The following is a 14242-nucleotide window of genomic DNA, read 5'->3' on the forward strand; positions in this document are numbered from 1 at the left end:
CATATAAAATACAAAAGAGGTTATATTCCGAACGTTCCGGATATAACCTCATCTTTAATCTTCTACTTATTTATTTAAATGATACGGGACAGTCGCTACTACAACGTCCTTTTGATTCATTAGATACGAGCGGATTAAAAAGCTGGTCTGATTATGAAGCACGGCTTGCCACCAATGTTTGGTAATAAACTGTGGAATCAAAATCGTGATGTGATCCGTCGCAGCGGTCTTCCACTCTACCGTATCGATAAACTTCACTAACGGACGAATGATACTACGATATCTGGAACGAAGAACAATCAGGCGTACACCTGGATTCCATTCCTCCCACCGTTGCTCCATCTTATGAATGTCTTCTTCATCAAAGCCTACATACACAGCAACAACATTATCTGTTAGAGACTTCGCATAGCTGATGGAATGTAATACAGCACGTGTAACCCCTGCAACAGGAACAACTACAGTACTTCCTTTAATTACAGGTTTATCAGTAGCCGGACATATACGCAGTTGATCCGCAGTATTCAAATAATGCTTATGAATACGGTGGAACACGAACATTACAGCAGGTAAGAAAATGAATGCCATCCATACGCTCGAGAATTTAGTAATGATAAATATAAGCGTAATCGTCAATGTAGTCAGCATACCGATGGTATTTACTACAAATCTTTTCACCCATCCAGCGGGTCTTGTTTTGATCCAATGCACCATCATCCCCAGTTGGGATAAGGTAAAAGGAATGAACACGCCTACCGCATATAGTGGAATCAAACCTTCCGTATTCCCATGGAATGCAGTCACAAGTATGATAGACATAACTCCTAGAAAAATAATGCCGTTTGAGAAGCCCAGGCGGTCACCACGGACCATAAATGCATGTGGCAGATATTTATCTTTTGCAAACATAAAGGCGAGCAGCGGAAACGCTGAATATGCTGTATTAGCTGCCAAGAACAAAATCACTGCTGTAATCCCTTGAATGAAAAAGTACAATCCGCCACGGCCAAAGGTCGATTCAGCGATCTGAGAGACAACCGTAGCCTTTTCATCTGGCACAATACCATACCAATATGCCAGCACAGTGATTCCGGTAAACATAAAGCCAAGGATAAGTCCCATGATCATTAGCGTCTTGGCTGCATTTTTCTCAGCCGGTGCCTTAAAGTTTGGGATCGCATTAGATACGGCCTCAACCCCCGTTAGGGCTGAACAACCAGAGCTAAACGCTTTTAATAGTAGAAACAAACTTACATTAGATACGGCGCTGCCTATTTCAGGAACATTCGCATGCGCGCCACCCATTGCATATTTAACGATACCGGAGATAATCAGAACAACAATCGAAACCACAAACAAATACACTGGAATTGCGATAAATGAAGCCGATTCAGTCACTCCGCGAAGATTAATGATTGTTAATAAAACGATAACAGATACAGCGATGAGAACAGTATGATTATGAAGACTTGGAAAAGCCGATGTGATCGCATCCGTCCCTGCCGAGGCACTAACCGCTACGGTAAGAATGTAATCCACCAATAATGAACCCCCAGCGAGCAGCCCTGTCGGAATACCAAGATTACTCTTGGCTACGATATAAGCTCCGCCTCCTTGCGGATAAGCAAAAATCGTCTGCCGATAGGATAAAATCAGGATGGCCAGCAGGCCCAATACGGCTAATGCAATTGGCAGGGAATACCAGATGGCAGTAAACCCGGCAGCCACTAGTACAATCAGAATTTGTTCCGTTCCGTAGGCTACAGACGAGAGCGCATCAGAAGACAGAACAGCCAGTGCTTTAACCTTGGATAACTTTTCATGATCGAGTTCATTCGACTTCATCGGACGTCCGATCAATAGTCGTTTTACCTTGCTTACCATGGTGGATACAGTTCCTTTCTTTGGGAGCTGAAACGGAATTTCCGTGCGCTGTTTTCATCGGTGGATTTCATAAATGCAGACACAAAAATAAGCATACGGAAATGATCCGCATGCTTATGCATGGTCATTTTCCCACCTTGCTTACGAGGTTAGCTGGCGGATTCGGGCTGTGGTTATAGCCCTACGGTAGAGGTCTGTTCGACCCGGTTCCGATTCACCCCATTGGCATGAATGCCAAGTTTGGTTCCCCCGTTTTTCCTAAGAAAATTCAGCGCATATTCAACTTCTCACAAGGTCTAATATTAGTCTACAAAGTGCCTACAGTAAAGCGTTGAAAAAAATGAAAAAAGAATGAAAAAACATCCAATAAGCTCAAATATAGCGTCTTATTGGATGCTCTCTTTCATTATCTTCAATTATCCCTCTAGCCCGTGATTTTAATACCTTTTCAGCTTTTTTGTACCTTCCAAAGTAAAAACTAAAATCCTAAGCTCTCCTCAGCATCTACTTCAATCACTTCTTCTTCCCTACGTCCATACCAAAGAAGGAGACTTATTAGAGCAAACGCTATTAAAGCTAACAAAGGAATCGTTATAAATCCGAAGTAGTTCAAGTAATCTTTATTACAAGGAACACCAACTGTACAAGGTAGAACTTTACTTAACGCTGGAATCTTCTGTTCCGCATAATGATAGATTGAGATACTGCCACCAATCAAACTTAATGGAAGCACATAAGGAATGATGCGCTTATCTCCACGGAAAGTGGCAATTCCCAACAAAAATAACTGCGGATACATAAAAATCCGCTGAAACCAGCAAAGCTTACAAGGTTCATACTTCAAGACTTCACTTAAATACAAGCTACCAGCTACAGCAACCAAAGAGACGAACCAGGCCAGATAGAGGCAGTTACGCTTGCAAAAAGATAGGAATTTTGTCACTTTGCCTCCACTGCTTTTGCGGCGGTGTTAATTTCAGATGTAATCGCTTCAATATCGAAAGGTTCAGCCGTTTTCACTCCATTAATGTAGAGCGAAGGCGTAGTTGTCACGCCTGAGTCAGTTGCCAACTGAATGTCTTTCTTCAGCTCATCTGCATAAGTTTTCTCTTGGATGTCTTTACGCAACAGATCGTAATCGATCGCTAATTTCTCTTTTTCAGCAAGGCTTACCAAGAAATCCTCAGTCGCCCATTCCACGCTCTCATCCCCTTGCTGCGCATACACAGCATCATAGAACTTCCAGAATTCATCCTTATTCTGATGGTATACAGACAATGCAGCTAGTGAAGCTGTCTCAGAGTCAGGACCAACGAAAGCCATATTTACAAAGTAAAGAGCTGCTTTTCCCTCGTTGACAAAATCTTGAACAATTTTCGGTTTCATGGAGCCAGCAAATTGGGAACAAGCTGGACATTTGAAATCACCAAATTCAACAAGCTTAACAGGTGCATCCTCATTACCAATCCTAGGTAGCTCACTGTAATTGAATTCTACCGGTTCTCCTGTAGAGACATTCTTTGCTGCATCTTTCGAAGCTAACATAAACAATCCAACAAAAATGATAACTACTACAGCTATTGAACTAATAACTAAAATTCTCGTTTTCTGCTTCTGTTGCTCCTGTTCTACCCGTCGTTTCTCTTGTTTGCTCAACTGGGGAACATTTGGACTTTTTTTAGGTTTACTCAAGGAGAATTCCTTTCTGTCCTCTAGGGACTAATGTAGTTTTTATCATATACATTTAAAATTATATAATTATTAATCTCTTTTTGGCAAACAGTATGGTCAAAAAAAACAGCGTAACTCCAAAAGGAGAAACGCTGCTCTTATTTTAAAAATATATAATTCCATTAAGCTCCAGCTTCTTCATTCAATAACTGTAACCGCAATAGCTTAATTCGAGAAATTCGCTTATTCTCAGTCTCTTCTACAATAAATAGATGATCATCAAATTCTACGGATTGCCCTTTTTGAGGTGGATTAACCTCCAATTTAGAATACAGCCAGCCGCCTATCGTATCGTAATCCTCAGTCTCCATATGAAGACCTAAAAGATCATTAATCTCTTCAATAAGCATCAAACCGTCAATGGAGTGTTCATCCTCGCCAAGCTTCTCAACACCGGGACGTTCCTCATCAAATTCATCCTGAATTTCTCCAACAATTTCCTCCATGATATCTTCCAGTGTCACCATTCCTGAAGTACCCCCATACTCATCGATCAATACGGCGATTTGTGTCTTCGCACGCTGCATAACTTTCAGCAAAGCACTAATCTGAATGGATTCCGGCACGGTCAATATTGGACGAATTAATTTCTGATAACTTTGTGGACGATCCTTAATTAAGTCCTTTATATGGATGAAGCCTAAAATATGATCCTTATCACCGTCACAGACGGGATAACGTGTCCTCATGCCATCATAGGCAATCTCAAGGTTCTCCTCAGCAGAAACATGATTATTCAGACAGATCATCTCTGTCCGCGGAATCATGATCTCCCGAGCCATGGTATCCACAAATTCAAAAATATTGTCAACTAACGCCATTTCAGTATTATCTATAAAGCCGCTTTTGTTACTTTCCTGCATGATAATACGAATTTCTTCTTCCGTATGCGCCGTTCCCAGCTCTGAAGCCGGGGCTAATCGGAAAATTTGCAGTAAACCACGCGCCAGCCCATTAACGATCCATATCACTGGATACATGATTTTGTAAAATACATTCATCGGTCCTGCTGTTAGTAAAAGGACAGATTCAGCCTTGTTAACAGCAATGGTCTTAGGTGCAAGCTCACCTAATACGATATGCAAGATAGTAATGAACATAAGAGCAATAACCAAAGATACAACATTAACAGCAGTTTCTCCTAAACCTATGCTTCCTAATAAAGGCCCGATAAGATTAGCTATAGCTGGTTGACCCAGCCACCCTAACGCAAGCGAAGCCAATGTAATGCCGAGCTGACAGGCTGAGAGGTAGCCATCCAGGTTGCTGACAATGCTTTTTGCATTAAAAGCTTTTTTACTACCTTCTTCAATCAGGGTATCAATTCTACCACTTCGTACTTTCACCATTGCATATTCGACTGAAACAAAAAATCCGTTTAACAATACCAACAAAATAATAAGACCAACATGTAATATACCGGGTAAAGGGTCGCTCAATTTATACTCCTATCCACCATTTTCCGTACATGGATGGATAGGCCCACCTCCTTCGTTTTTTCAGAGTATTGGCAAAATGCTTGCCGTTTGTTCCTTTCAGTATCAATTTCCCAATGGTTTCATCTCCAGTCTAGAATCACGTTTTTGAATATATACTTTATTATATTAATATATTGGGGCAAACCGCAAGCATGCGTGTCCTTTCGAAAAAAAATGGGCGATGATTATCAAGATTATTCCATAAATTCATCTCAAAAAAAAAGAACTCCTAACCGTTTGGCGTTGGAGTTCTTCTCATCGAAGATAGGTTAAATTTAGCGACAATTTCTCATCGTTGGAGGATTGCCAATTACACCTGGGTATTGGTAAGTAAGGGGCTCATCGAAGGTAGCATAATCAAAATAAATCATAAGTAAGACGGTGCGTTGGCCAGTCGCAGGGTCACTGATAATAATGTGGTCACGGCCTGCCGCTTCCAGCACACCCTTGTAAACTTTGGCATTCCAGTCTTTATTGTTCTCATAAGTAAAATAAAACGTACCTACTTTTCCTAAATTCAGGCGGAAAATATTCTCAATGTAGGATTGTTCGAACGTTTGTGGTGGATTCTGAACTACTACTCCCCCTGGAGTCATTGGACTACCACTGCTTACTTGGGGTGGCATGCTGCCCATGCCTTGCATTCCTGATGACATCGGCATTCCGGAAGACATTGGCATACCTGAAGAAGAGACACTACCGATGGTATAAGTTACGGGGCGGTAAGGTTGAACGATCATTTACTGAAACCTCCTAAATGTTTATCAGAGCATGAGCTCCTTTGGACACTAATGAAACTTACATTTGGACACAATTGAAATCACACTAACTTTCTGTGAGAATTACTCATTTTATTGAGTAATTCTCTTTGCACAGTTACCATGCTAATTGCCGATAAATACAGTCGGGCAATCTTCTCCGGTCGGAGTAAAGAAGCAATGGGCTTTAAAGCGGCCTGTGTTTTGTTGGTTATACCAGGTTGCAGGACAATCACCTGCGGGTCTGAAGAACCACAAAGCATTGGTAGCTGGCCAGGTTCTTTCACCAGCAATTACACGTTTGGCTAGACGGATATCTGCTTCTCTGGCTCGCTGGTAGAAGTATCCCTTCTGCGGCGCTTCGAAACCTCCAGGACTTTGATAGACCATATCATTCACATTCCGAATGTTATTAAAGTCCAAGCAATTGCCAAGAATCCGGTTGACGCCAACATTGCCGACCATGAGCATGCCGAGATCTCCATCTTCCTCAGCTTCCGCTCTCATCAACCGCGCCAGCACCTTCACATCTTCCGAGTTCGTTTTGATGACGGCCACGCTGTCTCCTCCTTGGGGTCACTTCTTGTAGCAACCTCGTTCTTAACTGCATGCTGTATAGTATGTGCATTCGCCTAAGAGGTGACAGTTCCCGCCTATTTTTTAGAGTAGGGATCTTTCCTTTTAACCACTCAGCAAATCCCCATTATCTACACTCTAAGCTGCGTATGTCCATATGCTGCATATGTCAGCGCTAAAGCGTCAGAGTCGGGGTCGGTGGCAGCATCAGAGTCGACGTCGAGGTTAGCGTCGAATCAGTGCTGGCATCGGTGTCAGTGTTAGTCACAATTGTCAACGTCAGCGTCGATGTCCTTGTTAACAACAGCTTTAGCATCGGTGTCGGTGCTAGCCACAATTATCTACGTCAGCATCGATGTTCTTGTTAACGACAGCTTTAGCATCAGAGTCCACGTCGGTGGTAGCGTCGAATCGGTGCTGATATCGATGTCAACGTCAGCACCCGCTCAGAAGGCGCTATCGGACACAGCTGACCTTATTCGCGATATTAATCCACTTTTCGGATTCTAACGGACCCCAAAGCCCCTATTGGCCCGCAAAGCAACGATTATAAACCTCTTTCTAATGAATAGCTGCATTGGAGTCCGAAACTAGGCTCAAAAGAGTGTGAATTTGCAAATAACGTCATCTGGGTCCGCAAAGTGAGAGGGTAATGAAGATCTGACACTTAATAGATGATCGCACCTACAGTGAGCTTTGAGAACTACGAGGTCAGTGAGCTTTGAGAGCTACGGTATCAATGAGCTTGAATGGTACATAACCAAAACGCAAAACAGCGATCCACCATGAGCATGAGGATCGCTGTTTTGATTTAATACAAATGACTACTCCGCAGTTGAGTATTGTGGCTGTCGTTGGAATCCATGATATCTGGTTCCTTGATAAGTAAGCATTCCTCTATCGCCTTCTGCACTCAAGCCATATTCATGGCCATCTACTTTAAATTCCATGCGACTACCACCCTCCAGCTCGTACGTTAAATAGTAAGTTGTACTTGTACGAGTTGAGCCATTCTCTTCCTGAAGCTGCTGCTGTCGTACTTCAGTCCGTTTGCTAACGATATGTGCAGGGATTGTTAGTATGGGGGAGCCATTGTTCCTGCCCCATTGAAGCAAGCCCCTGCCTGCTGATATAGCAAGAATACCAATCATAACAACGATAAAGATCGGCATCACCGTTCCGGCAAAATCAAACATCCATGAAAGATCCGGGCCCATTCCCATGACAGTTTCCCCCTTCTTCCTCTTGAATTCAGCCTAATTGCTGCGTTCTGGGTACTTCTGTACATGTATATGCCTCATCTAGTCCAGAAAGCATTAAATAAGTGAGACTAGATGCAAAAAAGACCACTTCGTTTTCTTAGAAATCAAGAATTCGAGTGGTCTCTATACAGAGTTTTCAGTTATTAAATTAAGCATGAACTAGGTCTAGCAATTTCTTAGTTTCGTCTGTCTGATCATCTAACATTCCATTTTCAGCCCAGCAAGCTCTGCATTGTTCTTCAGTTTCACAAAGATGAGCGTCATCACAGTTGTAGCAAAGTTGCAAAAGGTTTCTTGTCATATAATCTGTTTCGAATGTTTTCATTGTAATCTCTCCTATTCGATGTCTGAGTTTGTGAAAATTTGAACTTGTTTTCTATGTGTTAAATATATCACAGGATTCTTTAAATGTCATGTGATTTTTTTCACATTTATAAAGAAAATTTTAAATAAGTTTTTTCCTTATATTCAATCATTCACAAACAACAATAAACCCCCACTCTGCTAACAACAAAAGAACCTACCATCAGGCAGGTTCTTATTCCTTATTACATTACACGCCAGCTGATACCACCATTCGTAGTCTGTAACAGTATCGAGCGCTTGTCCTCTTTTTTCTCAATCAAAAGCCACCCCACCTCAGTAGAAAAAAACTGTAGCTTTACAATCTCCGGATATTCCAAAAGCTTAGATCTCAGTACACTGCTCTCTTTAAGAGGTAACCAGGTCGCTCCTTGATCAATCGTATGGTAAAGGGTGTCGCCGAGTATAGTCCAACCGATCTGTGAATTCAAAAAAGTCGGAGCAATTAGACGATTAACACCAGCTTGTGCGTTCAATCCAAAGGATGCGAATTTCCAATTAGCGCCGCCGTTAGCTGTAAAATATCCATGGTAAGTGATCGTTTTTTCTTTATCCTTTTGACAGCCAACAGACATCCAACCAGTAGACTTACTAGCATCGAAGAACTCCGGTTTGCCAGTAATTACTCGGTCACAATCTTCTAAACGTTCGTTAACTAGAAAAGCTGGCCCGAGGCTCCAGCTCTTACCGCCATCTTTTGTCATAAAGATTTTGGGAAGAGCACCTGTCTGTAGTGTCACAAATCCATGTGTACTATTGCGAAAAATCATTCCAGTGGTGACCCCGGCAAACGGTATCGAATCATTTGGGAAATTCGGATTGTATTGCTCATTCTGCATCACTTCTTCCCAAGTGGCCCCACCGTCTGTCGTTGAAAAAAGTGCCTTGTTCTCTTTATTGGAAGAAGCGTTCCATGAGGTCATCAGCCAACCCTTTCTGGGTGAGTTGAAATATACAGAGGATACTGTATTCACATCTCCTAAAGATGAGATTTTCCAGCTTTGGCCACCATCTGTGGTTCGCAGCACAATCGTTTCTGTCGAGCCAAAAGCACTTCTTATAATCCAACCATGAGATGGATCCGTGAAGAAAATCCCCTTCCCATACACAGGATTGGAGAGGAACTGCACATTTGGTGCTGGTGAAATATTAGCCCAAGTTGCTCCGTTATCCCGGGTCAAGTACAACCGGAGTTCGTTTTTGGTAACCCCCCAGGCCAGACCCTCACTTTCACTAAGTAGCTGAAAATCTGTAAGACGAGTCTGAATTTGATATTTCGGAGCGCTATCATTGTCAATATGATTGGCGTCTGGAGTAATCAGGGTTATCGTCTGTCCTTCTTCAGGTGCCTCTGTCGGCTGTGGCTGCTGAGTAGGTTCAGGGGGAGGAGATGAACAAGCCGTGACCACCCACGCTAACAAAATCAGCATCAATATTAATCTTATTCCCTTCAATCCAGCAATCTTAGATGCCAATAACCTCTCTCCTCTCGGATGGATTGAATCTTATTTATGATTCAAATTACTATTACGATAGCCATATAGTGCATAGATTAGAAGTCCAACAACTGTCCAAATTAGAAAACCAATCCAAGTCTCACTTCCTAGATTATACATCAAAATACCACAAGTTGCCGCACTTAACAGCGGAATGAAAGGTACCCAAGGAACTCTGAACCCTCTTTTTAAATCCGGATGAATATATCTAAGCGCGATTACCCCTAAAGACACTACAAAAAAGGCAAACAATGTTCCTATGCTTGTCAGATTTGCCAACCGGTCCAGTGGGATGAAACCCGTTAACACAGCTATTAAGATACCTACCATCCATGTGCTTCGTACAGGTACCTGTGTTTTAGCATTAATCTTAGATAAACTTATGGGCAGTAGGCCATCACGTGAGATGGCAAATAACAGCCGAGTTTGACCGAATAACATCACGAGCAGTACCGTAGTCATTCCCGCAATGGCTCCAACAGAGATCAGACCAGCAATCATATCCTGATTTACAAAGCGAAGCGCATAAGATACAGGATCACTAACATTGAGATCAGTATATGGAACAATACCCGTTAATACGAGTGAGACAAGAACGTACAAGACAGTACAGATAGCAAGGGATGAAATAATTCCAATCGGCAAATCACGTTGGGGTCTTTTCACCTCTTCAGCAGCGGTTGCTAGCGCATCAAAACCTATGTAGGCAAAAAACACTGTGGCCGCGCCATTGATCACGCCATGGTACCCAAAAGGGAGAAACGGAGTCCAGTTCTCTGGCTTCACATAGAAAAATCCTGTTACGATAAATAGAAGCACCACTGCTATTTTGATAAAAACCATGATTGCGTTAAAGCGTGCCGTTTCCTTGGTTCCCCGAGTCAGTAAATAGGAAATCAACAAAATGATGATTACTGCAGGCAGATTTATTATTGTACCCGCTTCTGCATTATAAGCCCCCGATAGTGCGGTTGGAAGATGTATCCCAAAGCCCTCTAATAACCCCTGAAAATACCCTGACCAACCGCTGCTTACAGCCGCTGCGGCAACTCCGTATTCCAAGACAAGATCCCAGCCTAAGATCCAAGCTAATAGTTCTCCAAAGGCTACATAACTATAAGCATAAGCACTCCCGGAAACAGGAATGGTCGAAGCAAATTCCGAATAACATAATGCCGAGAGCACACAGGCAAACGCCGCTAGTAAAAAAGAAATTATAAGACCAGGACCTGCATGTTCTGCTGCGGCAACTCCTGTCATTACAAAAATACCTGTGCCGATAATGGCTCCTACCCCAAGCATTGTTAGATCCAGGGCACCCAACGTCTTGTTTAACTGCGTCCCCTCAGAACTTGTGGGTATGTTTAGAGCCTTTTTACGAAATAAATCCATCCTTACATTCTCTCCTGTCTAGTCTTGCTAAGATAATGAAATAAAAATCACATTTTAGTATGGCCTTAATTAGGGTAATGCATTAAATAAGATCAGCTTGAAAACACTACCGTTAACGATTATGATGGACAAGATTGAAACCAAAAATTTGAAATATTAAGGAGATGGAGACATGGCCCCCCCAAAACCCAATCGGGTCGTAGTTATCGGTACTGGAGCAGTTGGTACAACTACAGCCTATACATTATTGTTACGTAGACGTATGCCCGAACTCGTACTTATTGACGTTAATCATCAGAAAGCACTTGGCGAAGCACTGGATATGAATCACGGCATGCCTTTTGTCGGTGGTGTGAAGTTATGGGCTGGTACTTATGAAGACTGCCGTGAAGCAGATATCATTATAGTCACTGCCGGTGCATCACAAAAACCGGGAGAAACCCGGATAGATCTGCTTCGTAAAAATATTTCGATTTTTAAAGATATCATTGAAAAAATAACAAAGTATAACCAACATGCCATTCTACTTATTGCAACTAACCCTGTAGATATTCTGTCTTACGCGACTTTGAAAATAAGTGGGTTTGACCGCAGACGTGTAATTGGTTCTGGTACGGTACTTGATAGTGCTCGTTTTCGTTATTTGATCGGTCTTCACAAAGAAATCGATCCTCGCAGTATTCACGGACAGATCATCGGTGAACATGGAGATTCAGAGCTTCCGGTTTGGAGTCTTGCGAATGTAGCTGGGATTGATCTTGGTTTTGACGAAGCAGAACGCGAAGAAATCTTCCAAGATACCAAGAATGCAGCCTATGAAATTATTGATGCCAAAGGCTCAACCTCTTATGCAATAGCTCTTGCACTGGACCGAATTGTAGTCTCCATTCTTCATAATGAAGGCGCCGTGTTGAATGTTTCTACTTTATTAAATAACTATAACGGGGTTTCGGATGTCTATCTCGGTGCGCCTTGCGTAGTAGATCGCTCGGGTGTTCGACAGGTACTGGACCTCCCACTCAATGAAACCGAACAGGCTTTATTCCAGAAATCCGCTGAGAAGCTAAAAGCAGAAATAGCTAAGCTAGAATTGTAAGCGAATATGGCTGGAAACAGCCCTTTTTGACTACAAAAGACACAAGAAACCGTCCTTTTTATATGTGGAGCGTTGCCTCCACTATGAAAAGGACGGTTTTTAATATAACACGAATTAACTTAGCCTGCCAATGACAAAAAGATCCTTTAGCAGGCCAGGCTCACCTGAAATTCCGGATCTTTTTTATCAATTTATTTAGTGATAGGTTGCTTGTAATATTCTTTGAGAACTTGTTCGGCTTTTTTGCCATAAATATCAAAACCACGGTCAATGGAAGCCTCTTCCAAGGCATATAATTTCGTGCTCCAGTCCCACCAGAAGTAACCGGCAAACCAAGGTTCATTCCAGAATGCTTCCAGCGCTGACCGATAGAAGTTGGCTTGTTCATCTTCTGAATACGGTAAGTCTGTGTATGTAAAGTCCCATGGCATGGTGGCACATCCATGCGCACTTCGGCATCCAATCTCGATGAATACGAGAGGCTTGCCAAATCGCTCAGACAGTGACTTAAGCCGCGGTTTCTGCCGCTCCCAACCAGCCAGCATATTCTCATAAGAATCTCCCGGCACGGAAGCTACCGGATAATAAGCGCTGGTTCCGATAAAATCCACCTCATCCAGCCATTCGATTCCTTCTTCTTTGCCATGATTGGCATTATAAATGATCGGCCCTGTATAAAGATTGGTGACCTCTTGAATCAATTGTCTCCATTCCGCAGTTCTAGACTCTGTGCCTACCATTTCACAGCCGATACAGAACATCTCACATTCAAGATCTTCCGCCAACTCTGCATAGTGTTTAATGAAATTTGTATAAGAACGGAACCATGCTGCCCAATAAATCTCTCCCTCTTCCGGAAATCCAATCCTAGCTCTCCAAATGCCATCCCTCGAATTCACAACCGGTTTAAGACAAACTTTAAGACCAAGCTGTTTTGCCAGTTGTACCGCATGTGCGAGATCACGATCTGTCACCGTGTAACCGTAATCATAATGAATTTCTGTTGAATGCACTGTGTCTTGCCATGTCCAAAAAGATAAGGCGATCCATTCACTTCCTGTCTCCGCCAGCTTTCTCATCGAATCTTCTGCATATTCTGTACGGTATTCACCTCGTTTTGATCCCCAGCCATAAGTCATCCCTTTTAGAAATACATCCTTCACGATTAGGACCTCCTATAAAAAACTCTTAATAACTGTTAGAATAAATCAATACCGTTATAATAACAAGTTATTTTTGTTATCAATTTTCTGAGGAGGTTTCTTTCTTTTCTATCACAGCTGGATTTGCAATTTAGACATAGCCTCTTCCTTCTCACGACTGGTAATATGTGTGTATACGGTTGTAGTCTGGATCGAGGAGTGACCAAGCAGTTCCTGTACAGTGCGCAGATCTGCCCCTTTTCTCAGCAGCATGGTTGCAAAGGAATGTCGGAGCTTATGACTTGAATACGGACGTCGCTGTGCTGCTGGCACATCCCTTTGGAAACGATCAAAGGTATCTGCTGCAATTTGCTGAATGCCGCGGATCGACAACCTGCGTCCTTTTTGTGAAATGAACATCGCTTCCTCTTTACTGCGCCAAGGATCTAACCTTTCTGCTAATGCAGAGTCCAGAAAAGGCACTACATCCTCGGGAACCGGCACATTACGCCATTTACGCCCCTTCCCAAACACACGGAGAGAATGTCTTTCTACATTATAATCACTCAAATTCAGCGTGTGGACTTCCCCCACCCGAAGCCCCATATAGGACATCAACAAAAAAACTGCTAAATTGCGCTTTTTGTATTTACCATCTATAGAAGATAAAAACCGACCCAGATCACTTTCATCTAAGTAGACCGGCTCACGATTGATCTCCGTTTTGGATTTCTTAATCCCGGCTGCCGGGTTGTTCTGAAGTAATTCCAGCTCGATCAATGCCTTGAAAAAACAGTTAATCGCAGCATGCTTCCGGTTACGGGTCGCATCACTCACTCCACGTTCGCGGACAGAGGTCAAAAAAGAAATGACATGCAGCTTCTTCACCGTCTCAAGCTTTTTACCATTCAGGCTGTCTAAAAATTGTTTCACATCTACTAAATAGGATTTTTGCGTATAGGGAGTGTACCCGGCATCCTTCATCCAGATGAGAAAGGCCTCCAGCCCTTCTTCGTAGTCTTCACACCACTCATTCATGCCTTAGAGCCTCCTTGTTAACGTTG

Annotated in this window: 13 protein-coding genes and 1 riboswitch; of the genes, 1 reads left to right on the forward strand and 12 read right to left on the reverse strand. The window is 42.6% G+C overall.

Features of this window, described 5'->3' with window-relative positions; all coding sequences use genetic code 11:
* Positions 1 to 66: 66 nt before the first annotated feature.
* The 10 genes from NSQ55_RS16305 to NSQ55_RS16350 form a co-directional block, all read right to left on the reverse strand.
* A complete protein-coding gene (locus NSQ55_RS16305; RefSeq protein ID WP_076126699.1) occupies positions 67 to 1884 on the reverse strand; it encodes an APC family permease in 1818 nt (605 codons plus the stop codon).
* Positions 1885 to 2008: 124 nt separating this feature from the next.
* A riboswitch (cyclic di-AMP (ydaO/yuaA leader) is annotated at positions 2009 to 2168 on the reverse strand.
* Positions 2169 to 2362: 194 nt separating this feature from the next.
* Entirely contained in the window at positions 2363 to 2827 is a 465-nt protein-coding gene (locus NSQ55_RS16310) for a disulfide oxidoreductase (protein ID WP_076126701.1), read from the reverse strand.
* Positions 2824 to 3576 (reverse strand): DsbA family protein, encoded by a 753-nt coding sequence (locus NSQ55_RS16315; RefSeq protein ID WP_081387610.1) that lies wholly within the window; start codon positions 3574 to 3576, stop codon positions 2824 to 2826. Before NSQ55_RS16315 ends, NSQ55_RS16310 begins: the two co-directional genes overlap by 4 nt.
* 161 nt (positions 3577 to 3737) lie before the next feature.
* Positions 3738 to 5054 carry a hemolysin family protein gene (locus tag NSQ55_RS16320; RefSeq protein WP_076184382.1) on the reverse strand — a complete coding sequence of 439 codons (1317 nt, stop codon included), beginning with the start codon at positions 5052 to 5054 and terminating at the stop codon, positions 3738 to 3740.
* A gap of 314 nt (positions 5055 to 5368) precedes the next feature.
* Positions 5369 to 5833, reverse strand: a complete 465-nt coding sequence (gene gerQ, locus NSQ55_RS16325; RefSeq protein ID WP_036687556.1) for a spore coat protein GerQ — start codon at positions 5831 to 5833, stop codon at positions 5369 to 5371.
* 144 nt (positions 5834 to 5977) lie between these two features.
* Entirely contained in the window at positions 5978 to 6409 is a 432-nt protein-coding gene (locus tag NSQ55_RS16330; RefSeq protein ID WP_076126705.1) for a cell wall hydrolase, read from the reverse strand.
* A gap of 842 nt (positions 6410 to 7251) precedes the next feature.
* A complete protein-coding gene (locus tag NSQ55_RS16335; protein ID WP_036687780.1) occupies positions 7252 to 7644 on the reverse strand; it encodes a DUF2500 domain-containing protein in 393 nt (130 codons plus the stop codon).
* Between the two features lie 193 nt (positions 7645 to 7837).
* A complete protein-coding gene (locus tag NSQ55_RS16340; protein ID WP_169744776.1) occupies positions 7838 to 8014 on the reverse strand; it encodes a hypothetical protein in 177 nt (58 codons plus the stop codon).
* 223 nt (positions 8015 to 8237) lie between these two features.
* Entirely contained in the window at positions 8238 to 9527 is a 1290-nt protein-coding gene (locus NSQ55_RS16345; RefSeq protein WP_081387523.1) for a hypothetical protein, read from the reverse strand.
* A gap of 30 nt (positions 9528 to 9557) precedes the next feature.
* Positions 9558 to 10940: an amino acid permease gene (locus NSQ55_RS16350; protein ID WP_076277012.1), complete on the reverse strand. Its 1383-nt coding sequence runs from the start codon at positions 10938 to 10940 to the stop codon at positions 9558 to 9560.
* A 172-nt stretch (positions 10941 to 11112) separates the two neighbouring features.
* On the opposite strand from NSQ55_RS16350, the gene NSQ55_RS16355 reads away from it, so the two are divergent.
* Entirely contained in the window at positions 11113 to 12036 is a 924-nt protein-coding gene (locus NSQ55_RS16355) for an L-lactate dehydrogenase (RefSeq protein ID WP_036687562.1), read from the forward strand.
* Positions 12037 to 12227: 191 nt separating this feature from the next.
* Here NSQ55_RS16355 and NSQ55_RS16360 read toward each other — a convergent pair whose 3' ends face one another.
* A complete protein-coding gene (locus tag NSQ55_RS16360; RefSeq protein WP_248548697.1) occupies positions 12228 to 13199 on the reverse strand; it encodes a glycosyl hydrolase family 53 in 972 nt (323 codons plus the stop codon).
* A gap of 111 nt (positions 13200 to 13310) precedes the next feature.
* Positions 13311 to 14216 carry a tyrosine-type recombinase/integrase gene (locus NSQ55_RS16365; protein WP_076106781.1) on the reverse strand — a complete coding sequence of 302 codons (906 nt, stop codon included), beginning with the start codon at positions 14214 to 14216 and terminating at the stop codon, positions 13311 to 13313.
* Positions 14217 to 14242 lie beyond the last annotated feature (26 nt).

The organism is Paenibacillus sp. FSL H7-0943, from assembly GCF_037963265.1.
Lineage (GTDB): Bacteria > Bacillota > Bacilli > Paenibacillales > Paenibacillaceae > Paenibacillus_AQ > Paenibacillus_AQ odorifer.

Coding starts and splice junctions, on each gene's coding strand:
- gerQ (WP_036687556.1), bottom strand. CDS start 5,833: ATGATCGTTCAACCTTACCGCCCCGTAACTTATACCATCGGTAGTGTC.
- NSQ55_RS16340 (WP_169744776.1), bottom strand. CDS start 8,014: ATGAAAACATTCGAAACAGATTATATGACAAGAAACCTTTTGCAACTT.
- NSQ55_RS16355 (WP_036687562.1), top strand. CDS start 11,113: ATGGCCCCCCCAAAACCCAATCGGGTCGTAGTTATCGGTACTGGAGCA.
- NSQ55_RS16365 (WP_076106781.1), bottom strand. CDS start 14,216: ATGAATGAGTGGTGTGAAGACTACGAAGAAGGGCTGGAGGCCTTTCTC.
- NSQ55_RS16335 (WP_036687780.1), bottom strand. CDS start 7,644: ATGGGCCCGGATCTTTCATGGATGTTTGATTTTGCCGGAACGGTGATG.
- NSQ55_RS16350 (WP_076277012.1), bottom strand. CDS start 10,940: ATGGATTTATTTCGTAAAAAGGCTCTAAACATACCCACAAGTTCTGAG.
- NSQ55_RS16305 (WP_076126699.1), bottom strand. CDS start 1,884: ATGGTAAGCAAGGTAAAACGACTATTGATCGGACGTCCGATGAAGTCG.